At 47.2% G+C, this 22,054-nt stretch carries 18 protein-coding genes; 13 read left to right on the top strand and 5 right to left on the bottom strand.

What is annotated here, in order from left to right; translation table 11 throughout:
- Positions 1-3 precede the first annotated feature (3 nt).
- The 4 genes from FBQ74_RS13260 to FBQ74_RS13275 all read right to left on the bottom strand — a co-directional run bounded on the left by FBQ74_RS13260 (position 4) and on the right by FBQ74_RS13275 (position 2,705).
- Complete coding sequence (locus FBQ74_RS13260) at positions 4-360, bottom strand: hypothetical protein (protein ID WP_139757115.1); 357 nt, start codon at positions 358-360, stop codon at positions 4-6.
- A 126-nt stretch (positions 361-486) separates the two neighbouring features.
- Positions 487-1,362, bottom strand: coding sequence for a hypothetical protein (locus tag FBQ74_RS13265; protein WP_139757116.1), 876 nt, complete (start codon positions 1,360-1,362; stop codon positions 487-489).
- Positions 1,363-1,817: 455 nt separating this feature from the next.
- Entirely contained in the window at positions 1,818-2,030 is a 213-nt protein-coding gene (locus FBQ74_RS13270; RefSeq protein WP_139757117.1) for a hypothetical protein, read from the bottom strand.
- Between the two features lie 267 nt (positions 2,031-2,297).
- The gene (locus FBQ74_RS13275; protein WP_139757118.1) at positions 2,298-2,705 is read right to left on the bottom strand and encodes a helix-turn-helix domain-containing protein; all 408 of its coding nucleotides are present in this window, start codon (positions 2,703-2,705) and stop codon (positions 2,298-2,300) included.
- 333 nt (positions 2,706-3,038) lie between these two features.
- On the opposite strand from FBQ74_RS13275, the gene FBQ74_RS13280 reads away from it, so the two are divergent.
- The 4 genes from FBQ74_RS13280 to FBQ74_RS13295 are packed head-to-tail and all read left to right on the top strand — an operon-like array spanning position 3,039 to position 8,377.
- On the top strand, positions 3,039-3,713 hold the full coding sequence (locus tag FBQ74_RS13280; protein ID WP_139757119.1) for a TnsA endonuclease N-terminal domain-containing protein: 675 nt from the start codon (positions 3,039-3,041) through the stop codon (positions 3,711-3,713).
- The gene (locus tag FBQ74_RS13285) at positions 3,710-5,743 is read left to right on the top strand and encodes a hypothetical protein (protein ID WP_139757120.1); all 2,034 of its coding nucleotides are present in this window, start codon (positions 3,710-3,712) and stop codon (positions 5,741-5,743) included. Before FBQ74_RS13280 ends, FBQ74_RS13285 begins: the two co-directional genes overlap by 4 nt.
- Positions 5,733-6,707 (top strand): TniB family NTP-binding protein, encoded by a 975-nt coding sequence (locus FBQ74_RS13290; protein ID WP_168190669.1) that lies wholly within the window; start codon positions 5,733-5,735, stop codon positions 6,705-6,707. Before FBQ74_RS13285 ends, FBQ74_RS13290 begins: the two co-directional genes overlap by 11 nt.
- A complete protein-coding gene (locus tag FBQ74_RS13295) occupies positions 6,704-8,377 on the top strand; it encodes a TniQ family protein (protein WP_168190670.1) in 1,674 nt (557 codons plus the stop codon). The genes FBQ74_RS13290 and FBQ74_RS13295 overlap by 4 nt, the downstream gene beginning before the upstream one ends.
- Before the next feature lie 234 nt (positions 8,378-8,611).
- Here the strand turns inward: FBQ74_RS13295 and FBQ74_RS13300 are convergent, their stop codons facing one another.
- On the bottom strand, positions 8,612-9,328 hold the full coding sequence (locus FBQ74_RS13300) for a CinA family protein (RefSeq protein WP_332309084.1): 717 nt from the start codon (positions 9,326-9,328) through the stop codon (positions 8,612-8,614).
- Between FBQ74_RS13300 and mutS the strand changes: the two genes are divergently transcribed.
- From mutS to FBQ74_RS13345, 9 genes are all read left to right on the top strand, one after another.
- Complete coding sequence (gene mutS, locus FBQ74_RS13305) at positions 9,264-11,849, top strand: DNA mismatch repair protein MutS (RefSeq protein ID WP_408641360.1); 2,586 nt, start codon at positions 9,264-9,266, stop codon at positions 11,847-11,849. The two genes, FBQ74_RS13300 and mutS, sit on opposite strands and share 65 nt — an antisense overlap.
- A 175-nt stretch (positions 11,850-12,024) precedes the next feature.
- Complete coding sequence (locus tag FBQ74_RS13310) at positions 12,025-13,656, top strand: CTP synthase (RefSeq protein ID WP_139757124.1); 1,632 nt, start codon at positions 12,025-12,027, stop codon at positions 13,654-13,656.
- Positions 13,657-13,714: 58 nt separating this feature from the next.
- The gene (gene eno / locus FBQ74_RS13315) at positions 13,715-15,007 is read left to right on the top strand and encodes a phosphopyruvate hydratase (protein WP_139757125.1); all 1,293 of its coding nucleotides are present in this window, start codon (positions 13,715-13,717) and stop codon (positions 15,005-15,007) included.
- Between the two features lie 80 nt (positions 15,008-15,087).
- A complete protein-coding gene (locus FBQ74_RS13320; protein WP_232371924.1) occupies positions 15,088-15,762 on the top strand; it encodes a hypothetical protein in 675 nt (224 codons plus the stop codon).
- A 273-nt stretch (positions 15,763-16,035) separates the two neighbouring features.
- Positions 16,036-17,595 (top strand): 2-isopropylmalate synthase, encoded by a 1,560-nt coding sequence (gene leuA, locus FBQ74_RS13325; RefSeq protein WP_139757126.1) that lies wholly within the window; start codon positions 16,036-16,038, stop codon positions 17,593-17,595.
- Entirely contained in the window at positions 17,596-18,690 is a 1,095-nt protein-coding gene (gene leuB / locus FBQ74_RS13330; protein ID WP_139757127.1) for a 3-isopropylmalate dehydrogenase, read from the top strand.
- A gap of 3 nt (positions 18,691-18,693) precedes the next feature.
- A complete protein-coding gene (leuC, locus tag FBQ74_RS13335; protein ID WP_139757969.1) occupies positions 18,694-20,097 on the top strand; it encodes a 3-isopropylmalate dehydratase large subunit in 1,404 nt (467 codons plus the stop codon).
- Positions 20,094-20,702, top strand: coding sequence for a 3-isopropylmalate dehydratase small subunit (gene leuD, locus FBQ74_RS13340; protein WP_139757128.1), 609 nt, complete (start codon positions 20,094-20,096; stop codon positions 20,700-20,702). Before leuC ends, leuD begins: the two co-directional genes overlap by 4 nt.
- 166 nt (positions 20,703-20,868) lie before the next feature.
- Positions 20,869-22,053 carry an HD-GYP domain-containing protein gene (locus FBQ74_RS13345; protein ID WP_139757129.1) on the top strand — a complete coding sequence of 395 codons (1,185 nt, stop codon included), beginning with the start codon at positions 20,869-20,871 and terminating at the stop codon, positions 22,051-22,053.
- The last annotated feature ends 1 nt before the right edge of the window (position 22,054 follow it).

The raw sequence follows: 22,054 nt of genomic DNA on the forward strand, positions 1-22,054 counted from the left end.
TCCTCAGTAGTCTCTTCTTAAACGACGGACGGTGTAATACCCGCAAGTGATCACAATGTCTTCCTCGTTACTACTTATAAAATAGGGTTGGTTCTTCGCGCTTAACCGTTCAATGATACGGTTGAGCACTTTCCTGATTCGTTTTCTTTTCTTTGTATCAATTTCTGGCAATGTATTAAGCAACCGTAAAGCTTCTTTTGCTGCACGAACCCACTTGAGTTTTTCGTTCTTGGGAACGGTGGTTAAAGACGTTCCTCCATGTTGTTCGACAACTTGACCAATACCAGCAAGTACAGTAAGTTCCTGCTCATTAAGGGAGCGTTGTGCAAGGCGAAGCTTCGCATGATGACTCATCTTCATTTTTTATCCTCCAGCGTTATACCGAATAACATCAGCAGATATCTGGCATCATCAGATAAAATTTGCGCGTGAGTCGATTCATTAGCTTTTGTCTGAGAATCCATGTGAGCTTCTCCTTATAAAGAATTAATTTTTTAATACTTCTTCTTTGGGTACAAACTTCCACTCGGCAGCGGATACAATGCCAAAGTTCCCTTTCTCATTTGGCCTACGCCATTTTGCCTGAGTCATAAACAGCAAGTGGTTTCGGGCTTCTATGAAAGATTCAAAGTATTGCTCATTGCCTTTTTCACCTACCTGATAACCCCGTGTCATTCTGCATTTGCTTGTAAAATAAGAACCATCCTTTGCGACCGGAATATATAGAAGGCTCTCAGCCTGCTCCCGCTTATTTAGCTCAATAAAATTAATCGTTGGCTTGAATGAATTGCGCTGGCTCAGCCAATTTTTTGCTTCTGTAACGGAGGTGTAATGCTTCCCTCCACTAGAACGAAACTTTAAAGACTTTGCGTTTTTCGAAATATCGTTCCTGACACTCTGAACCGACATATCTGCAATAGCAGCCAGTTCACGAAGTTCTATCTCGCCCGATGTGTACGTGAAGTCGTCATCCAGATCGAAAAGATCTCTCATACTGATCCCGTCGTGTATGACCAATTCATGCCGGGCTTGGGCAGCGAGTGTAATCGTTTCTATAAGACCTAGAGAGTTGTCATCAAATGCATTAAACGGATAGCCTGCGTATAGTTCCTCTAACGCTGAATACACCCTCATATCCGAAAAGTCATCAGGCAACATTTCTCCTTCATGCAAGTGGCCGCATATGCCATACCTGTATTGACGCTCAAGTGTTTGCAGTAGCTCCTCTGCCTCGAGGCTCTCTTTATCGATTGAAAGTGACTCATTCATTAACGAGGCCGCTTGAAAATGCGCTCGCAACAGTTGTTCTGCTCTTTCTTCTAACAAAACCTTTGTAATTTTCTTATGTTTAATCTGTTCCATATCTGGCTACTTGTTAACTATTTAATTACTTAACGTGCAGAAATATTATGAGCAAACCCTCTCAAACGCAAGCCTAAAAAGTAAAAAATATAATAATAAAAAGGCAGGATAAAGTAAATAATTGAATTTAAAGGAGTTATTTAGTTGCGCACGGGAATGGATTTATTATTCATTCGAGTTGGACGATAAGCATCCTCGCAGTTTTTTTCAGAACAATATCAGTTACGGCAGAGCCGCTCTTCATCTGAATAGAAACTGCCATTAAATGCACAGAGAACATTATCAAAGGCATCAAGAACTATCTTACGTTCGCTGTACTCCGGGTTAATGCTACTCACCATAGAGCGCTGAATTTCTTAATTGGATACGTAGGCATTAAAGCCCACCGTTTATGTGCGTTTTACTGACCCGGTCAGAAAGGCTGGAATCTTTTTTTCATCAAGTGCTTTGCTTGCTCAGTCATCCACGCGGCGATTTTTCAATTCGGTGAGTCTGCCTATAAGCTCAAGAATTAGTGCTGCATCTGCTGCATCTGTTGAGAACTCGCAGCTGTCACCAAACCCAAATGCAACTTTTCCATCGCAAGTCACCACGCAAGCAGCCAGCGCATCGCTCATTAACGGTGTACAGATTTCGCTAACGAGATTTTGCTCATTGTCATTCTTCATGTTCTAGTACCAATTGGCGATACCTTCGGTTGGGTGTTCATATCGGTTAATAATTCGGCGATGTAAACCTTCGGGGGATAGGTCTATCCTAGTACCTTTATTTAGGAATTAGAAAACAATTTTTATAAATCATTGCTAAGCACTTTCTCCCCGCAGTTCTTGTGGAACAAGAAGGCGATTAAAGCACTTCGTTCGAACTGATGTTATCTTGTTAAATGCGCGAGCAAAGCAGGTCGTAAAATATAGAGCAGCGCTAACATAATAAGGTTATGAAAGACCATCGACCACGAATCGCTTAATTTCTCCTAGATCTCTTCTTCTCATCTCTTTCAGACTAAACAGTATGGCCCGAAACTCTTGCCACTCGATAGTGCGGGACACTAGTTCATATATCTCATCACTATCCAGCTCAACATCCCACTTTGACAAGTTCGCATTGATTGCGTCAGCAATTTTTTCATCTAAAAAACCAAAAGACGCAAGCGCCAATGTTCTGTTGGCATCAAGGTCCGTGATTAATTGCTCGAGGCGACGCCTGTTGGGAACCTCCCCGCGCTCTATACGACTTAAGTAACTCTCAGACACTCCGATCCGAGAGGCAACGGCCTGTAGTGAATACTTATTTTTATCCTGCTTCTTCTTAAGTAGTCGGCATTGTTTGATGTATGAATGCATAAAACTGAACTTATTTATTCAGAAATAAAAACCGACTATAGCAGTTGCGCTGGAAAACTCGAATTTTTTATTTAGAGCGACTTTCTCTGGAAAACACTATCCAAAGCCACTTATCAACTACAAATAAATGTGCATAAAAAAGATAATTCTTATAACTTTATGAAATATAAACCATTATAGCTTTACCATAAAGACAACATCATAAAGCTTACAAAAAAAGATACTTAAATATAACGATTTCAACCACTTAAAAAATTAAAAACATCTTCAAAAACTTGCTTAGTGGGATGGTAGTTCTAGCATTAAAAGTCCGACCCACACTGAGGATTTGAAATGAAAGCCGTCCAATACAGAAAGAAAAAGCTTGCACGCAAGCTGTACAGACACAGTCGAGCAAAGTCTAGTCTGACGAATGCATGCACACTAAACAACCAACCCCAGTTTGCTGAAAGCTACTTGGAGCTGGTCTATCAGAAGAAACTGGAGCTTGATAAAGAATCTACACTCCTTGAGTCGCAGCCTTTCACCTTGATTTATCAGCGCAATGACAGACCCGGATTCGACTACACGTTTACGCCTGACATACTCACTACCTCTGTGTCAGAGCAGGAGTGCCTTCATGAAGTGAAGTGTTCAGCAAGACTCACCGAAGAGATGGAAGAGCGGCATCAGTTTTTTAAAGATGCACTCGCAGAAGATGGCATTGATTTCAAAGTGGTCACTGAGAGAGACATTGGCAACTGGTTAGTGATGAGCAATATCATGCTTCTCAGCGGTTATCTAAAATGCGTTCACACTGAACAAGAGATAGTTCAATTAGTTAGCATGCTGCCCCTTGCAAGTAGCTACAAGCACTGTCAGCGCCTTGCTATCGACAAAGGGTTTCAACCCAACATCATTATGCACCTGATAGCACGTGGCTACTTCTTATTTGATATGGAAGACACACTAAAGGGCAATACCTTTTTATATCAACCTAATCAGCTTCTTTCGAGGGGTGCAGCATGATAAGTACCAAGCCTAACTTCTCCCTCACTGAAGGGACTGAGTTCATACTGAATAATGAGCGCTTTCAAATTGCCATGATTAAAGGGCTACAGGTTGTACTAGAGAGCGAAACCCAAGTGCTCACGTTTTCCCAAGCCCAAATCGTAACGCAATATAGACAGGGGCTGATAACACCAGCGCCGCCAAAAACCAAATCAATATCGCTGGTTCTGAACCTGTCTCCCGAGGACCGGGAAACTATGCACTTTCGCGAAGAGGTCGTGCTGCAAATGCTCAAGGAGTCGCCTAATGCCCCTACGGCCAAACGAAATATATTGTGTGCTTACGATGAGATACAAAAACGTAGCCGGGGCAAAAAAATCAGTTTTCCGCACCATGGAACCGCTGCTCGCTGGCTAAAGCGGTACAGAGATGCCAACAATGATAAATATGCGCTGATAGACAACTACCAACAAACCCAAGGCAGAGGTGCTGGCCTGCCGCTTGAAGTCAAAGAGGTGGTATCCGACTTCATTCATAAATATTATTTAGAACGACGTTTAAGCCCGAATAAAGCCTTCGAATTTCTCAAGTCGAAAATGCCTAGCATTCTTCCGGGATTTAAGTGCCCCTCAAAGAGTGTTTTCTATGAATGTGTAAATGAAATTGATGCCGATTACGTTACATTTCACCGTGAAGGGCCGTACGCTAGGAATCAAGCTCAGCGACAGGCGTTAAAAAAATACGAGTTGTATTACCCTTTCTCTCGCTGGGAAATGGACGGTGTAGTTGCTCAAATCGGACTGCTATGCCCGGTCACATTTAAATTTCTCGGTATCGCTACCATTATGTTCGCCTTCGATTGCTACACAAAGGTGGTGCCGGGTTACGCCGTTCTGATTTCTAAGAAAAAAGCAGAAAACTCAGAACTGGCCGTTAGTTGCTTCAAAAACGCGGTATTACCAAACGAGGACGGGTCAGGTTTCTTTGGGTTGCCTCTCGTCTTGTCTGCCGATGCCGGGACTGCATTCACAAGTACGCCCTTTACGCACTTCATGGCGATGACTGATGTAAACCGCGTTACAACTGTTGTCCGGAAACCTGAAAAAAGACCGTTTATCGAACGCTTCAATTTGACATTCCGCAGAGGTTGCCTTGAGGACTTACCCGGCTACGGCGGCGTGCTCAAACTGAATGAAAAATTTTATATCGAAGATAATGTAGAAAAAGCCGCTACTCTTACTGTTGATGAATTCATGATAAAGCTTGACCAATTCATCACACACTACAATGAGGAAGCGCATTCTTCGCTTCTTGACCGCTCCCCAAAATCTGTATGGGAACATCATATTAGTGACAATCCGGGGTTAGTCAGATTGCCGGGCGATGATGTCTCGGGGAATAGTCCTTATGAAGCACAAAGTAAGCTAAAACTGTTCGAACATTTTTCAGGAAGATGCATAAAAGCCACACTTCAAGGTCATAAAGGGATTGTAGTCGAAAAACGGTACTACAACTCTGTGGAATTGAGAGAGACCTTTAAGTATCTCAATAAAGAGAAAAAGGCATTGACGGTATATTTTGACCACATCGATATTTCAACTGTCGTCGTAGTTTCGCCGACGTCAAATAACTTTGTCATTGTTCCGATTACCGATGGTCGAGTTCAACAGCCCATGTCCAAAAGCCAGTATGACGCCATCGTTGAAGCCCCGTTTTCTGATATCCCGAAAGCGAGCACAACGCCATGGGACGCAAAATGTCATATCGTCGATGGCGCGATGGCTCGCCGCAAAGCGCAAGAGCTGGCAAAAGTGAAAGAAAATCGCGAAAAGAACAAAAAACGTCGCGAGAAAGAGCTTGAGTACGAAGGCATTGACTTAGGTAATGGCCCACAACTGCACGCCGCCATTTCTGATCTCAAGTCTGAAAATGCCGCCCTTCCTATTACTATTGATGTCGACCAACCTGAGTCTGAAAAGGTGAATGACCTTTCCGATGTCTTGTTGCCAAAACACGCTGCAAAAGGGGGGAGTCGAGGTGAATTTTAATATTATCGAACGCCACAGAAGTGGACCGCGACGCCAGTACATCGACATGTCATTTACGCAAAGAGCGTTAGACAACTTGTTGCACGCACTCGCCTCAGCAACAACCCCGTCGCCTAATGGTGCAATCATTACAGGTTCGACCGGCGTGGGTAAGTCATCATTAATTTCTTTATTCGCAAAACAGGCAAATAACTACTTGAACAATGACCTTGCCGTAGTGATCGTACAATCTAAGAATATATTGGGCGAAAAAACATTTCACTCAGCTGTGCTGGAGGTTCTGGGAGACCTCACACCAACTAGAGGTACATATGACAGCATGGACGTGAGATTGACTGCACTTATCAAAGGACTTGGAGTGCAAATGATTATCTTTGATGACTATCACCATTTGGTTAATCAACGCGGTGACGAGTCGATACATAAAATCACGGAGTCGCTCAAATCTCTATCAAATAAAAATAAGGTTAGTATCGGATTTGTTGGATTACCTGAAGTAATCACTGTACTGGACATTAACAAACAAATCGATACGCGCTTTCCCCACAGATATTTTATACCTCCCCAGAGCATCGTTTCAGAAACCGCCAAAAAAGACTTTCGAAACTTTCTGGATGGATACATCTGTAGCCAAAAATTATCGCTAGGCTTTGATGCCACCAGTGATGACAACTTGTTGCACTTTTATTGCGCTACCGAGGGCATTCTCCGTAACGTGGAAAACCTCATCACTAAAACGAAAATGGATGTTTGGGGCGAAGGACGAGAGACGTTGGAGATGCAGGACTTTGCGTTAACGGTGTTATCAATAATGCCTTTACACCTTTTGGTGAGGAACACCCGAAAATCATCAAAAAATAAGAAGTTTTCATCAATAGCTGATGATGCACAGGTCAGAGCATTAAGCATCATTCCCTTCTTTAACAGTGCTACAGAGGTCAAGAAATGGCTGGGAACACGATGACACATAATCGCAGAATACCTATCCCAACACTTCCTAAAACAGGTGAAAGTTGTATTGGCTATTTCGACAGGCTCGCAATACTTCATGGATATGGCGGCTCGCAAGAGCTCCTATCCATTTTAGGAGCAAAGGTACGTTCATCAACCTTAGACACTTATAAAGGTCAGTTGAGGGCTATCGAGTCACTGAAAGCAGTGTTCCCTTTATCTCAACGTGATAAGCTCGCGGCTCACGGATTCGAGTTCGCAGAGAGTAAACTATTCAGAGCGAGGGGGTTAAGGGTCTGCCCTGAATGCGTTGATGAGAATACCTGTCATAACTTCAGGTTTCAGACAATAGATGTCACCGTCTGTCCAACACACAACTGTCTTTTAATAGACAAATGCCACGCTTGCGAAAAGCCAGTTGCCAGTACCTCTACTCGCGCTTGTGTACACTGCGGTAATTTCCTTTTCACTCAGAAACGCTCAATATCCCCCTCCTACAAACAATTGATGACAGACCGGCGCAAAAAGGGCGTGATGTTCGAGCAGCTAATTCTGACTGTCGCGCAGTTTCTCGCCCGCCCTTTCGATTTCATAGGTGCAGCCATAGATCTTAAAAAATTATCTTGTGATAAGGCACACGAGGTATTCACTGTGTTGTCTTATTTTATTTACTGCGACTCTTACCGACGTCAGTACAAATCAGATTACTCGCAAAAAATCGAAGCTCCTGACTTTTTTGGAAAAATGGAGTCTGCATTTAAACAGAGAAAGTTTGCTCAGCTGGAAGCACTTCTTGGTACGCATTCTTTGCTTAACCTGTATACGCTGGAAAAGCCGAGTCCGTTGAAGTTGGTGAAAACCTTAGAGCCTTGCTTAAATACGGCGCATTACGAGCGCCGTCTACCAAAGTCAATGCACAGCCCAGAACAGTGGTCAAAGGCACTCACTCAGCAGAATATTGTAGACATGCTCCACTTCGAATTAGCTGACGTAAAATACCTGCAACACACCAATCACATAAAAAAATTACATGGTGAGGTAGCTTCTCATAGCTGTTACCACGTTGAAGAGCTTGCAGAGTCGTTGTTGCAAGCAATACCTCAATCAGATAAACGTTTTCTTTTCGAAATTCGATTCTCAGAGATTAACTCTCAAGTACTGGGCAGATTTTTATTAAGTAAGGCGGAGCTACTAAATAGCGTTATCTGCGGGAAAATTACATCTAGAAGAGTGTCGCTCGAACACCATGACAGATTACAGGATGCAATTTTTTTGGATTTAGAAGCTCTGGAATCGTTCGTTGTAAATCACTTCGCCAATACTCCATCAAAAGTGTCAATGGGGCATTTAGCATGGCTACTTAGTATGAATGCTGAAGATTTTAAGCGGGCACACAAGCAATCTCCCTTCATCGGTTTGCATAAGGTCAAAAGCGACCTTCTCTCAGCAGACAGCATTCCAAATTTTTTCTCAAACTATGTTTGTGTTTCCCGACTTGCTTACTTATCGCAAATTGACCCATATGAGCTGATAGGTTACCTCAACACTTTGAACGTTGAAAAGCGCACTCTTTCAGTCAACAGTCACCTCAGCATTCTTTATAGAAGAACCCCTGAAGTTAGTGCAGTGATTTCAGATCTGGAACGGATCGGAAAACTGAAAATCAACTTCGCAATTAACTAGTCTGTCTCCCCCAGTCAAATAATTCATAGCGCATTTTTCAAAAGATGCGCTATTATTAGCCTATTAAGATACTTTGACGTTCCCCATCATTTTTAGTGGTTGAGAACGCTATATGAATTTTTTCCGCTTGCAGTACCTCCGATCACACGATGTTTCGGAATTTTGCTTTTGTTAGCACTATGTTCTGGAATTTTTGATCGCATCAGTTTGGAAACTGAACTACAGATCCCTTATCTAGCGTGGCTTCGTTTCGCAAGTACATTCAGAAGTCACAGGGTAGTTTTCAACTAGCCAATCGTGCAGATAATGCAGTGCAAAATGCACCGCAGCCGATCGCACATCGTTACGGTTTCCTGCAAAATGCTGCTTCGTTGAAACCGTGTCGCCCAGTAGCGAAAACCCGAACCATACAGTACCCACCGGTTTGTCCTTGCTGCCCCCACCAGGACCAGCAACACCGCTGACACTGATGGCCAGTGGCGCACCGGTTCGCTGAGCGGTGCCAAAAGCCATTGCTTCAACGCACTGACGTGAAACAGCCCCGTAGGATTCCAGTATACCGACATCAACATTCAATAATGACTGCTTAGCATCGTTAGAATAGGTAACGAACGACTGCTCAAACCAATTCGAACTGCCAGCTACAGAGGTAAATGCAAAGGCCAGTCCGCCCCCGGTACATGATTCAGCGCAGCTGACACTTAACGTGTTGTCAGTTAACAGCTGTCCGATTCGTGTTATCATCTGCTGGCTTTGCCCGGCCACAGAAACGGTTGAAAAAGCCTGACTCATATCAATAATACGTAGCAAAGTTTTATTCTTCGCAGTGTACCATTTCCCTGGCAGCAGCACATCACCCGGCAGCAGCCTGACACTGGTATAGCAAATAAACGATACAATCGAGGCACCTTTGGAATCACATACGCCAATGATGCGCCAGTACCTGAACATAAAGGCGCAGCACCCCACTATTTTATTGTTCTATCGTATGGGCGATTTTTATGAATTGTTCTACGATGATGCGAAACGCGCAGCACAATTGCTAGATATCTCGCTGACCGCCCGGGGCAAGTCAGGAGGCGATCCTATACCGATGGCGGGTGTTCCCTACCATGCTGTAGAGAGCTATCTGGCACGACTGGTTAAAATGGGTGAGTCGGTGGCTATCTGTGAACAAGTTGGCGACCCGGCTACCAGCAAAGGCCCGGTGGAAAGGAAAGTGCAGCGTATAGTGACGCCCGGCACAGTAACTGACGAAGCCCTGCTTGAAGAGCGGCGCGACAATGTTCTGGCAGCGGTAAGCGGTACGACAGATGGCTACGGGCTGGCAACGCTGGATGTAAGCAGCGGACGATTCGTTGTTTCGGAATGTGAGGGGGACGAGGCGTTACTGGCCGAGTTACAGCGGGTCAATCCCGCAGAGCTGCTTTACCCAGAAGGCTTTACCGGCATTGCTTTGATAGAAAAGCTCAAAGGTATCCGCCGACGCCCTGAGTGGGAGTTCGAATACGATACCGCTGTAGAGCAGCTGAACAATCAGTTTAATACCCGTGCACTCACAGGTTTTGGTGTTGAGGATATGCGCCAGGGCTTGAGTAGCGCTGGTTGTGTTTTACAGTATGTGAAGGATACTCAGCGTACTGCCCTGCCCCATATTAACGCTATTCAAAAAGATGTTCAGGAAACCCGTGTTCAGTTAGATGCAGCCACGCGTCGCAATCTTGAAATCACGCAAAACATGGGTGGCAATCAGGATCACACACTATTCAGCGTACTGGATAACACTGCGACGGCGATGGGTAGCCGTATGTTGCAGCGATTTCTGCACTCCCCGATTACCGACAGACACGAGCTGAATGCACGTCAGGATGCCATTGCTGCGCTGCTCGATGCAGCGGGACACGACATCGCAGACCAGTTAAAACAAATTGGTGATATTGAGCGCATAATGGCGCGTCTGGCGCTTCGCTCCGCTCGGCCCCGGGATTTTGCCCGGCTTCGTAACGCCTTCAATGCCCTGCCTGCACTATGCGAGTCTCTGGCGCCGTTTAATACACCGCTGTTACATAGCTTAAGTGATGAAATTGGCACCTACCCGCAACTTCAGGACCTGCTTAACAACGCGATAATAGACAATCCTCCGGTAGTGCTGCGGGATGGCGGTGTAATTGCTCCCGGCTATAGTGAAGAACTGGACGAGTTAAGGGATCTGTCTCAGGGTGCGACTAACTACCTTCAGGCACTTGAACTGCGAGAGCGTGAGCGCACCGGCATCAGCACGCTGAAGGTCGGCTATAACAAAGTGCATGGTTTCTTTATTGAAATTAGCCGGGCGCAGAGTGCCCAGGCGCCCACAGACTATATTCGCCGGCAAACCCTTAAAAACACTGAGCGGTATATCACGCCCGAGCTTAAAGAACATGAAGATAAAGTTCTCACCAGTCAAAGCCGCGCTCTCGCGCTGGAAAAGCAGCTTTATGAAGCACTGTTTGACCACTTTCATTCATTCCTGAATGCGCTAATCAATACGGCCGCAGCGTTGGCAAAACTCGACGTTATCCAAACCCTCGCTGAGCGAGCAGAAGCACTGGACCTGCATCGTCCCAGTCTGACCGAAGCGCGTCAGATTACTTATCAGGAAGGTCGTCATCCGGTGGTGGAAAATGTCATGAGCGACCCGTTCATCGCCAACCCGCTGACTATGGACGATGAACAAAGAATGCTGATTATTACAGGTCCAAACATGGGCGGTAAATCAACCTATATGCGCCAGACAGCGTTGATTGTACTTATGGCATATATTGGCAGCTTCGTTCCGGCGCGCAACGCTGTCATTGGCAAAGTAGACCGCATTTTTACCCGCATTGGTGCTTCTGATGATTTGGCATCCGGCCGGTCCACGTTCATGGTGGAGATGACCGAGACAGCCAACATATTACACAACGCCACCGAACATTCTCTGGTGCTTATGGACGAAATAGGTCGCGGTACCAGTACCTACGATGGTTTGTCGCTGGCCTGGGCGTGTGCGCATTATCTGGCCAGTCAGATTCATGCCTATACGTTGTTTGCCACGCATTATTTTGAACTGACCCAGCTGCCCGAACATCTTAATGGTGTCGTGAATGTACATCTTGATGCCATTGAGCATGATGAAACGATCCGGTTTATGCATGCGGTTGAACAGGGTGCTGCCAGTCAAAGTTACGGGCTTCAGGTCGCTATGCTTGCAGGCGTTCCCCGCAATGTTATTCGCGCTGCTAAATCTAAGTTGCATGAACTGGAAAACAGTGCGGATATCACTGCGCGTCCATCATTAGATGCTGGCGCCGTGCAAGCCGCGCTGGACTTACCTGCTCCGGCACAACCCGGCAAGCTGGACGAGGCTATGGCAGCCGTCAATCCCGACGATCTGTCACCACGGCAGGCGCTTGATTTGATTTATACACTAAAACGCCTGCAGGATAGCTAATACAGTCAGTCTACTGTGCTGTTTTGTGCTTGTTTCACATAAATAAAGCGCCGCAGACGCTGGCAAACTGATTGTTTGCCAGCCAGTCTTTGGGTATACTATTGCGCCGTCCAAGTGTTGTGGAATTGCGCCGCAAACACTCATTACCCATACAATCCAACGCCTTAGGTTTCGCATGACAAACTATATTTTCGTCACAGGTGGTGTTGTATCATCGCTAGGTAAAGGTATTGCTGCTGCATCTCTGGCAGCTATCCTGGAAGCGCGTGGTCTTACCGTCACAATGCTAAAACTGGATCCATATATTAATGTCGATCCGGGAACAATGAGCCCGATTCAGCACGGTGAGGTTTTTGTTACCGATGACGGAGCTGAAACCGATCTGGATTTAGGTCACTACGAACGTTTCATTCGTACCCGTATGACCAAACGAAATAACTTCACCACCGGACGGGTGTATGAAGAAGTACTTCGACGCGAGCGCCGCGGTGATTATCTGGGTGCAACTATTCAGGTTATTCCTCACATTACTAACGAAATCAAACGTCGTGTCATCGAAGGTGCTGAAGGCCACGATGTTGCCATTGTCGAGGTTGGCGGAACGGTTGGTGATATCGAGTCGCAACCATTTTTGGAAGCGATTCGCCAGCTAGGCACCGAGGTTGGCCGTGAACGCGCGATGTATATGCACCTTACACTGGTGCCCTATATGCCGGCATCTGGTGAAGTGAAAACCAAGCCTACCCAGCATTCTGTTAAAGAACTGCGCTCTATCGGTATTCAGCCCGACATTCTTGTTTGTCGCTCTGTGGGGGCACTACCCGCAACCGAACGTTCTAAAATAGCTCTGTTCACCAACGTCGCTGATAAAGCGGTTATCTCATTAAAAGATGTCGACAGCATTTATCGCATTCCGGCTGCACTAAAAGCACAGGGAATGGATCAATTGGTTGTTGATCGCTTCAGACTGGATTGCAAAGAAGCCGACCTGACCGAGTGGGAACAGGTGCTTTATGCAGAATCCAATCCTACCGGCGAAGTGAATATCGGTATGATTGGTAAATATGTTGAACTGCCTGATGCTTACAAGTCGGTGAACGAAGCGCTCAAGCATGCCGGCCTTAAAAACCGTCTGACGGTCAACATTCATCATATTGACTCACAGGATGTTGAGACTAAAGGTGTTCAGATATTAGAGCCACTTGATGCGATTCTGGTACCTGGCGGCTTTGGCGAGCGCGGCATTGAAGGCAAAATAGCAGCAGCGAAATATGCTCGCGAGAACAAGGTTCCGTATCTGGGCATTTGTTTGGGTATGCAGGTTGCGCTTATTGAATTCGCCCGCAATGTAGCAGGTATGGAAAACGCAAATAGCACCGAGTTCAATCAGGATACACCGTTTCCGGTTGTAGGTCTGATTACAGAGTGGCTGGATGCTGACGGAAGTACCGAGATTCGTACAGAAGAATCCGACCTGGGCGGTACGATGCGTTTGGGTAGTCAGCTGTGCCACCTGATCCCAGATACCAAGGTACATGATCTGTATGGCAGTGAAACTATCTATGAACGTCACCGTCATCGCTACGAAGTGAACAACAATCTGCGCGATAAGATCGAGAAGGCGGGTCTGAAAGTGAGTGGTTTGTCCACTGACAAACGACTTGTAGAAGTTATCGAAATCCCTGACCATCCGTGGTTTGTGGCTGGCCAGTTTCACCCGGAATTCACTTCTACACCCCGCGACGGACACCCGCTTTTCAAGGGGTTTGTAGCGGCTGCTGGCAAATATCAAAAAGAAAATCATTAATTTCTAATTAAGGAGTGCCATGGTTACATGCGCATTCCGACAACGTTGAGGAAATATCATGGCGAAGATTAGTCGCATTATTGGTCGCGAAATCCTGGATTCTCGCGGTAACCCTACGGTAGAAGCAGATGTATATCTGGATAGCGGCGTGATGGGCCGTGCTGCAGCACCTTCTGGTGCATCTACCGGCTCTCGCGAAGCGCTTGAGCTGCGTGATGGCGATAAATCTCGTTACATGGGTAAGGGTGTTACAAAAGCGGTTGCTGCAATTAACGACACTATCGCCCCGGCGCTGACTGGCAAAGATCCGCTGGTTCAAAAAGAAATTGATGAGCTGATGCTTGATCTTGATGGCACAGAGAACAAAGAAAACCTGGGCGCTAATGCGATTCTGGCGGTTTCTCTGGCTGTGGCTAAAGCGGCAGCTGAAGAAAAAGGTGTTGCATTGTATGAGCACATTGCAGATTTAAACGGCACACCGGGCGAATATTCTATGCCGGTGCCTATGATGAATATCATCAACGGCGGTGAACACGCTGACAACAACGTCGATATTCAGGAATTCATGGTTCAGCCGGTAGGTGCAGCAAGCTTTAAAGAAGCGCTGCGCATGGGTGCTGAAATCTTCCATAACCTGAAAAAAGTACTCTCTGCAAAAGGCCTGAATACAGCAGTAGGTGATGAAGGTGGTTTTGCACCGAACCTGAGCTCTAACGCTGAAGCACTGGCAGTTATCGTTGAAGCTGTTGAAAAAGCCGGCTACAAAATGAATGAAGATGTCACGCTTGCGCTGGATTGTGCGGCATCAGAGTTTTATAAAGATGGCCAATATGTGTTGTCTGGTGAAGACAAGAGCTTTGATGCGGAAGGTTTTGGTGATTACCTTGCCGACCTGACAAATCAGTATCCTATTGTGTCTATTGAAGACGGCCTTGATGAAAGTGATTGGGATGGCTGGGCGAGCCTGACAAACAAAATTGGCAGCAAAGTTCAGCTCGTAGGTGATGACTTGTTTGTAACCAATACCAAGATCCTTCAGCGCGGTATTGAAAACAACATCGGCAATTCCATTTTGATTAAGTTTAATCAAATCGGCTCTCTGACCGAAACACTAAACGCTATCAAAATGGCGAAAGATGCGGGCTTCACTGCGGTTATTTCTCACCGTTCAGGCGAAACCGAAGATGCCACGATTGCTGATTTGGCAGTAGGTACTGCTGCAGGTCAAATCAAGACCGGCTCACTGTGTCGTTCAGACCGTGTTGCAAAATATAACCAGTTGCTTCGTATCGAACAGGCGCTGGGCAGCGCTGCGACTTATCGCGGTCGCTCTGAAATAAAAGGCCAGTAAGGCTTTTCGGGCCGGCGCAGTAGCGACCGGCCCAACTTCCTGTTAGGTTATGACAACCATTTATCATAACCGGCAAACCGATGGCATCAGGCTTGGACCCGAATCAGACAAACTTTTTTGTTCAGCGTAACGATCTGGATACCACGCCTGCGCACTTTGCCGAGTTATGCACCGCGCTTTATGAACGCGAACTCATGACATTGGCAACCTCCCTGCCCGATGACAAGTCACTTATTCAACAAAAAATACGTGGATTACCTCACCACATACGTCATGCTGCGCATTTTATGGCGCGTCAAATTTCTCCGCTTAAACTTGATAGTCACAATGCTGCCTGGCTGGCAAAACAACCTGGCAAATGCCCGGCTGATAAAGTAACCGGTGCTGCCACCGAGCAATGGCTGAGCCGATATGCAACGCCGGGGCTGGTCGCATGTGTGCTGGTAGAGCACTATGATGCAAGCCATATTGAACTGGATTCTATTGACAGAATAGATACCGGCAAAGCACAGGTGCATGTCAACAAATACCGATGGTTCTCGTTTGAAGGCGAGGCCCAAACTACCCGCTCGCAATATACCCGTCTTACATTACTTAAGCCTACCAAGGCGACCGTGTCTGCTGCCTGTTGTGGCCACCGATGGAACCATCGTGGCAAAGTCAGTCCCAGAACACTGTCACTACGCGAATTATTACTCGCTTCCAGCCTCGACTGGAAACATTTTCGTCATCCGGTGAAGTTCCAACTGGACTGACCAAACATGAAAATTCAGCCCGTTCAATAGCCGGCAAAAAATAATCAAAAAAGAGATGTAAACAAAGGTTGACCTGCTGCCCCTCACTGGTTACATTGATGGACACATTCTGGTCAGGCAATATAGTTTTCTTATGATTATGCAACGCCTTCTTACTCTTCTACTCCTTATGGCAGCAAGACTGCACGGGTAGATAGCGACCAGCAAATTCTACAAAAACCCGTGCCACAGGCGCGGGTTTTTTTTGGCTAAATCAACAGGCGAGACAGTGCTATGACGAATCAGGTAAAAATCTTTGATACGACACTTCGCGACGGTGAGCAAGCGTTGCCAGCGAGTTTAAGTGGCAAAGAAAAACTCCGAATCGCTTTGGCTTTGGAGCGCCTCGGAGTGGATATTATCGAAGCAGGGTTCCCGGTTTCATCACCGGGCGATTTTGAATCTGTCAGAAGTATTGCCCGGGAAGTGAAAAATGCCACCGTTTGCGGGCTGGCCCGTGCTGTCCCTGCTGATATTGAAGCGTGTGCCAAAGCGTTAAATGTTGCCGATCATTTTCGTATTCACACTTTCATTGCTACCTCAGAGATACACGTCGGTGCAAAATTAAGAAAGTCACAGGATGAAGTGGTCGATATGGCGGTTGCTGCTGTGGAACTGGCCCGCAACGCCACCGATGACGTCGAGTTCTCCTGTGAAGATGCCGGCAGAACGCACATAGATTATTTATGCAGAATGGTAGAGGCAGCTATTGATGCCGGCGCCTCTACAGTCAACATTCCCGATACGGTCGGCTACACCACCCCCACAGAGTTTGGCGGCATAATCAGCCAGTTGTTTAATCGCGTGCCGAATATCGACAAAGCAATTATCAGCGTGCATTGTCACAATGATTTGGGTCTGGCTGTTGCTAATTCGCTGGCCGCCATTGAAGCAGGTGCCAGACAGGTCGAGTGCACAGTTAACGGTATTGGAGAGCGGGCGGGCAATTGTTCTTTAGAAGAAATAGCCATGATCCTGAAAACCCGACAGGACATGCTGGGGCTGACTACCGGTATCGATACCACAGAAATATCCAGAACCTCTAAGCTGGTCAGTCAGCTGTGTAATATGCCGGTCCAGGCAAATAAAGCTATTGTCGGTGCCAACGCTTTCAGTCACTCCTCGGGTATTCACCAGGATGGTGTGCTCAAAGCGCAAAATACATACGAAATCATGACTCCGGAAAGTGTCGGCATTAATAAAAATAACCTGAACCTGACATCCCGCTCTGGTCGCCATGTCATCAAACACAGATTGTCTGAGTTGGGATATAAAACCAGTGATTACGACTTGGAAGCCGTTTATACCGCATTTCTGAAACTGGCTGACGCCAAAGGCACAGTCTACGATTACGATTTAGAAGCGCTGTTATTCTTTGATCAGCAAAAACACGAAGCCGCCTATTACAAGCTATTGTACTTGCAGGCAAACAGCGGCCGGGAAATCATTCCCAGTGCCACCGTGAAGCTTGCTGTGGGTGAACAGGAGATTACCCGGGCGGCAACAGGAAACGGACCGGTTGATGCCGCGTATGAGGCAATTAAGGATATTCTGGGTCATCCGGAGATAGACATTGTTGATTTCACCCTGGACTCAAAAGGCGAAGGGGCAGACGCATTAGCCCAGGTAAGTGTTATCGCCGAATATAAAGGCCGCCGGTTTCATGGAATCGGACTTGCCACAGATATTGTGGAAGCAGGTGTCAACGCCCTGATTTACGTATTAAATAATACCCATATCGCTGATCAGATTGATCATCACAAAAGCCAACAGGAACAGGTAGCAGGAGTGTAAATGAAGCAATTTTCTATTGCCGTATTAGCCGGTGACGGGATTGGCCCGGAAGTCATGGAGCAGGCCGATAAAGTCCTTGATGCTGTTGAGCAACGATTCGATGTATCCATCAACCGTACTGCTTATCCGGTAGGTGGGTTTGCCATTGATACCGAAGGCGAGGCCCTTCCGGCAAAAACCCTGCAGGGCTGTGAGCAGGCCGATGCAATTTTATTCGGCTCTATTGGTGGACCGAAATGGGATACCCTGCCACCGGAAAAGCGCCCGGAGCGTGCCGCGCTTCTTACCCTGCGCAGCCATTTTGATTTATTCAGTAACCTCAGACCGGCGCGAATTTACCCTGAATTGGCGCATCTGTCCCCTCTTCGTGAAGATATTGCTAAAAGCGGCGTGGATGTATTGGTGGTGCGCGAATTGACCAGCGGTATTTATTTTGGCCAGCCCAAAGGTCGAGATGGTGAAGGTGAGGACGAATATGCATTCGACACCATGCGCTATTCAAAAAAAGAGATTCGAAGAATAGCGCATTCGGCATTTCAGGCAGCGCAAAAGCGAAACAAAAAAGTGACATCGGTGGATAAAGCGAATGTACTGACCACCAGTCGTTTGTGGCGGGAAGTTACTGAAGAGGTAGCCGCTGACTATCCGGAAGTCAAACTGGAACATATCTATATTGATAATGCGACCATGCAGGTCATGAAAAACCCGGCGCAGTTTGACGTCATGCTTTGTTCGAATCTCTTCGGCGATATCATCTCAGATGAATGCGCTATGATGACCGGCTCTATGGGCCTGCTACCCTCTGCCAGTATCAATGAGGAAGGCTTCGGTCTGTACGAACCGGCAGGAGGTTCAGCCCCGGATATTGCAGGTAAAAATCTGGCTAATCCGATTGCACAAATTCTTTCTGCCGCCATGATGCTGCGCTATAGCCTGAATCTTGACAGCGCGGCAGAGGCTGTTGAAAAAGCGGTATACCATGTGCTCGAGCAGGGCGTTCTGACTGCCGAACTTATCAGCAGCGACGCAAAGGCTGCCTCCACCAGTGAGGTGGGTGATGCTATCGCCCGCCATATAACCGAGCATAAGGCGTAAATGATGGCCAAAACATTGTATGAGAAAGTTTTCGATGCCCATGTCATCGACACCATTGACGGTGACAGCCTGCTGTATATTGACCGGCATCTTATTCATGAGGTGACCTCACCACAGGCTTTTGCCGGACTTGAAGGAAAGCAGCGTAAAGTCAGACGGCCCGATCGCACCATTGCCACTATGGATCACAGCATTTCTACCCGCTCACTGGCACTTGATGCCTGTGGCCCGCAAAATGCCCTTCAGCTAAAAACGCTACAGCAAAACTGTGAGGCGCACGGTATCCGTCTATTCCCAGTAGGTCATCAAAAGCAGGGGATTGTGCACGTGATGGGACCGGAGCTTGGATTAATACAGCCTGGCATGACAGTAGTATGCGGCGACTCCCATACCGCGACGCATGGCGCATTCGGCGCACTGGCGTTTGGTATTGGCACCTCTCAGGTGGAACATGTTCTTGCTACCCAGACCCTCAAGCAGAGCAAAGCCAAGAGCATGCTGATACAGGTTGATGGCACGTTGAGTCAGGGCATTACTGCCAAAGATATCGTTCTGGCTATCATCGGAAAAATTGGCCATGCCGGTGCAACTGGTTACGTTATTGAATACGCAGGTAGTGCGATTGAGTCGCTGTCGATGGAATCACGCATGACTATCTGCAACATGAGCATAGAAGCCGGTGCCAAGGCCGGGATGATAGCGCCTGACCAGGTTACTTTCGATTATCTGAAAGGCCGCGAGTATGCGCCAGATAGTGACTTTGACGCTGCCTGTGAATACTGGCAGTCACTACATTCTGACTCAGACGCTTCCTTTGATGCTGTAATTAACCTGCATGCTGATGATATTCAGCCACAGGTAACCTGGGGAACAAATCCGGGTCAGGTAATCGGGGTTAGTGAACCCATTCCCGGCCCCGATTCATTTACCGATACGGTAGAGCAGGAAAGCGCCCGAAAAGCATTGTCATACATGGGATTGCAGGCTGGAGCCACTCTCGACGCTGTCTCAGTGAGTCACGTATTTATTGGTTCCTGTACCAATGGCAGAATTGAGGATCTGCGCGCGGCGGCCAGTATTGCTCGTCACGGCAAGGTCGATAACAATGTTACCGCAATCGTGGTGCCCGGATCAGCCGCCGTCAAACGTCAGGCTGAGGCCGAGGGCCTGGATAAGATTTTTACCGAATCCGGATTTGAGTGGCGCTTGCCGGGCTGCTCAATGTGCCTTGGCATGAATGATGATATTCTGGGGGCGCAGGATCGATGCGCTTCCACCAGCAACCGTAATTTTGAAGGCAGGCAGGGCCGTGGCGCTCGTACCCATCTGGTTAGCCCTGCGATGGCTGCCGCTGCTGCGTTACGAGGCCGCTTTACTGACGTCAGAGAATTTGGAGAGAGCCAATGAGTTCACAACAGGGCTTTACTATTCACAGCGGTACCGCCTGCCCGCTCGATCAGGCCAATGTGGATACAGACCAAATCATTCCAAAACAGTTTCTGACCGGCGTTACACGTACCGGATATGGAAAACATCTGTTTCACGACTGGCGCTACCTGGATTTACATGAGGAGCAACCCAATCCGGATTTCGCTCTCAATAAGCCGGAGTATCGTGGCGCCAGTATCTTGCTGACCAGAGAAAACTTCGGATGCGGCTCCAGCCGCGAGCACGCCCCTTGGGCGCTGGATGATTTCGGGTTTCGTGTAATCATCGCGACCAGTTTTGCTGACATATTTTATGGTAACTGCATCAATAACCAATTGTTGCCGGTTTCGCTGAAAAAAGCCGAGATCGATGCCTTATTTGAGCGGGTCCAATATGCACCTCAAACGCTGATCACTATCGATCTGAAGGCACAGACTGTTTCTGTCGAGGATGACCAATGGCAGTTTGAAATTGCAGAACATCATAAGCACAATCTTTTAAAAGGATTGGACGCGATAGGCCAAACGCTCGAGAAACAGGCAGCTATCGAAAAATATGAACAAAGTCAGCCGCAGTGGCTGTGATTTGGACTATACTAACGGGCGGCGCTTAACGCGCCGTTTTTGGTTTCTGCAGTACGGTTTCAAAAGCGGTATGCTATGCCCTTTCGCCGTGGTCAGATAGGATGTTGGCTACTTCGCATCCCCCACATCTTGAGATATGTTGTACAGGAGCGTGAAAGGAGCATGTGTGCATAAAAACCTTTCCATTGATGAGTTAAAGCCCGGCATGTTTGTTAGCCAGGTGACAGAACAAACGGGAAAAATTCGGGTTCGTTCTGGCGGCCTGGTAAAAACAGAAGCTGTTATCAGCCAGTTACGGGAACGTGGTATTCGCCGCGTCGATGTTGATCTTAGCCGCAGTAAGCTGCCCGATGTATCCAATGCCAGTGAAACTGTCGCAGCGCTCGAAAAGCCGGAAAAGTCTGACGTGACACCTCAGGCTATTGTGCAGGCCGATGCGCTGTATCAAAAAGCGGTCAGCCTGCAACGCAGTCTTGTAAAGTCGCTAAAAGATGGTGCAGCAAATGATTTGAAGGGTGCTGACTCGCTGTCACAAAGCATCATCGAAAGCGTTTTTGATAATCAGGATGCCATATCCTGCCTGACCATGATCAAGGACGCCGATGAGTATACGCTGGAGCATGCCATAAATTGCAGCATACTGATGGCTATTTTCGCCGCCAAGCGGGGATTCGACCGGGATACCATCGACAATATTTGTATGGGCACCCTGCTCATGGATATTGGTATGTCATTACTGCCCGCAGAATTACGCCAGCAGAGCGGGCCGCTTTCTGAAGATGATAAAGCCGTAATAGAATCCCATGTTGAACAGGGTCTTGCTGTCGTAGAGCAATATGCTGACATTTCGGATTTGGCATTAACTATTGTCGCCCAGCATCATGAGCGTGTGGATGGCAGTGGTTACCCGGAACGACTTCAGGGTGAGCAAATTTCAGAATTTGCCCGAATGGCTGCCATTGTTGATACTTATGATGCGATGATTTCTAACCGTCCCCACCAGGCTTCTGTCACACCGGCTGTGGCATTGAAGCGTCTGACAAAAAGTCCGGGGCTGGATCAGGACCTGGTGAAGCAGTTTGTGGCACTCATCGGGATTCATCCTGTAGGTTCACTGGTACAACTGGCCAGTGGCAAGCTGGGCATTGTCGTGAAGACCAATGCATCTGATATGCTTAAACCTGTGGTTATGGTGTTCTACAGTGTAAATGGCGGTCATTACAGCGAAGTGAAACGTATTGATTTGTCATCATCAAACGATGAGATCACCGGCGGTGTCCGGCCTGACGATTTCAATATAAACCTGCCCAAATTCTTTCGCGACGTGTTTGTCCATCAGATGCCGGCTTAGC

The organism is Salinimonas iocasae (assembly GCF_006228385.1).
Classification (GTDB): domain Bacteria; phylum Pseudomonadota; class Gammaproteobacteria; order Enterobacterales; family Alteromonadaceae; genus Alteromonas; species Alteromonas iocasae.

Bases quoted from the DNA above. Each gene is read 5' to 3' on its own strand.
- FBQ74_RS13260 (WP_139757115.1), bottom strand. From the start codon at position 360: ATGAAGATGAGTCATCATGCGAAGCTTCGCCTTGCACAACGCTCCCTT.
- FBQ74_RS13265 (WP_139757116.1), bottom strand. From the start codon at position 1,362: ATGGAACAGATTAAACATAAGAAAATTACAAAGGTTTTGTTAGAAGAA.
- FBQ74_RS13270 (WP_139757117.1), bottom strand. From the start codon at position 2,030: ATGAAGAATGACAATGAGCAAAATCTCGTTAGCGAAATCTGTACACCG.
- FBQ74_RS13275 (WP_139757118.1), bottom strand. From the start codon at position 2,705: ATGCATTCATACATCAAACAATGCCGACTACTTAAGAAGAAGCAGGAT.
- FBQ74_RS13280 (WP_139757119.1), top strand. From the start codon at position 3,039: ATGAAAGCCGTCCAATACAGAAAGAAAAAGCTTGCACGCAAGCTGTAC.
- FBQ74_RS13285 (WP_139757120.1), top strand. From the start codon at position 3,710: ATGATAAGTACCAAGCCTAACTTCTCCCTCACTGAAGGGACTGAGTTC.
- FBQ74_RS13295 (WP_168190670.1), top strand. From the start codon at position 6,704: ATGACACATAATCGCAGAATACCTATCCCAACACTTCCTAAAACAGGT.
- FBQ74_RS13300 (WP_332309084.1), bottom strand. From the start codon at position 9,328: ATGTTCAGGTACTGGCGCATCATTGGCGTATGTGATTCCAAAGGTGCC.
- FBQ74_RS13310 (WP_139757124.1), top strand. From the start codon at position 12,025: ATGACAAACTATATTTTCGTCACAGGTGGTGTTGTATCATCGCTAGGT.
- eno (WP_139757125.1), top strand. From the start codon at position 13,715: ATGGCGAAGATTAGTCGCATTATTGGTCGCGAAATCCTGGATTCTCGC.
- FBQ74_RS13320 (WP_232371924.1), top strand. From the start codon at position 15,088: ATGGCATCAGGCTTGGACCCGAATCAGACAAACTTTTTTGTTCAGCGT.
- leuA (WP_139757126.1), top strand. From the start codon at position 16,036: ATGACGAATCAGGTAAAAATCTTTGATACGACACTTCGCGACGGTGAG.
- leuB (WP_139757127.1), top strand. From the start codon at position 17,596: ATGAAGCAATTTTCTATTGCCGTATTAGCCGGTGACGGGATTGGCCCG.
- leuC (WP_139757969.1), top strand. From the start codon at position 18,694: ATGGCCAAAACATTGTATGAGAAAGTTTTCGATGCCCATGTCATCGAC.
- leuD (WP_139757128.1), top strand. From the start codon at position 20,094: ATGAGTTCACAACAGGGCTTTACTATTCACAGCGGTACCGCCTGCCCG.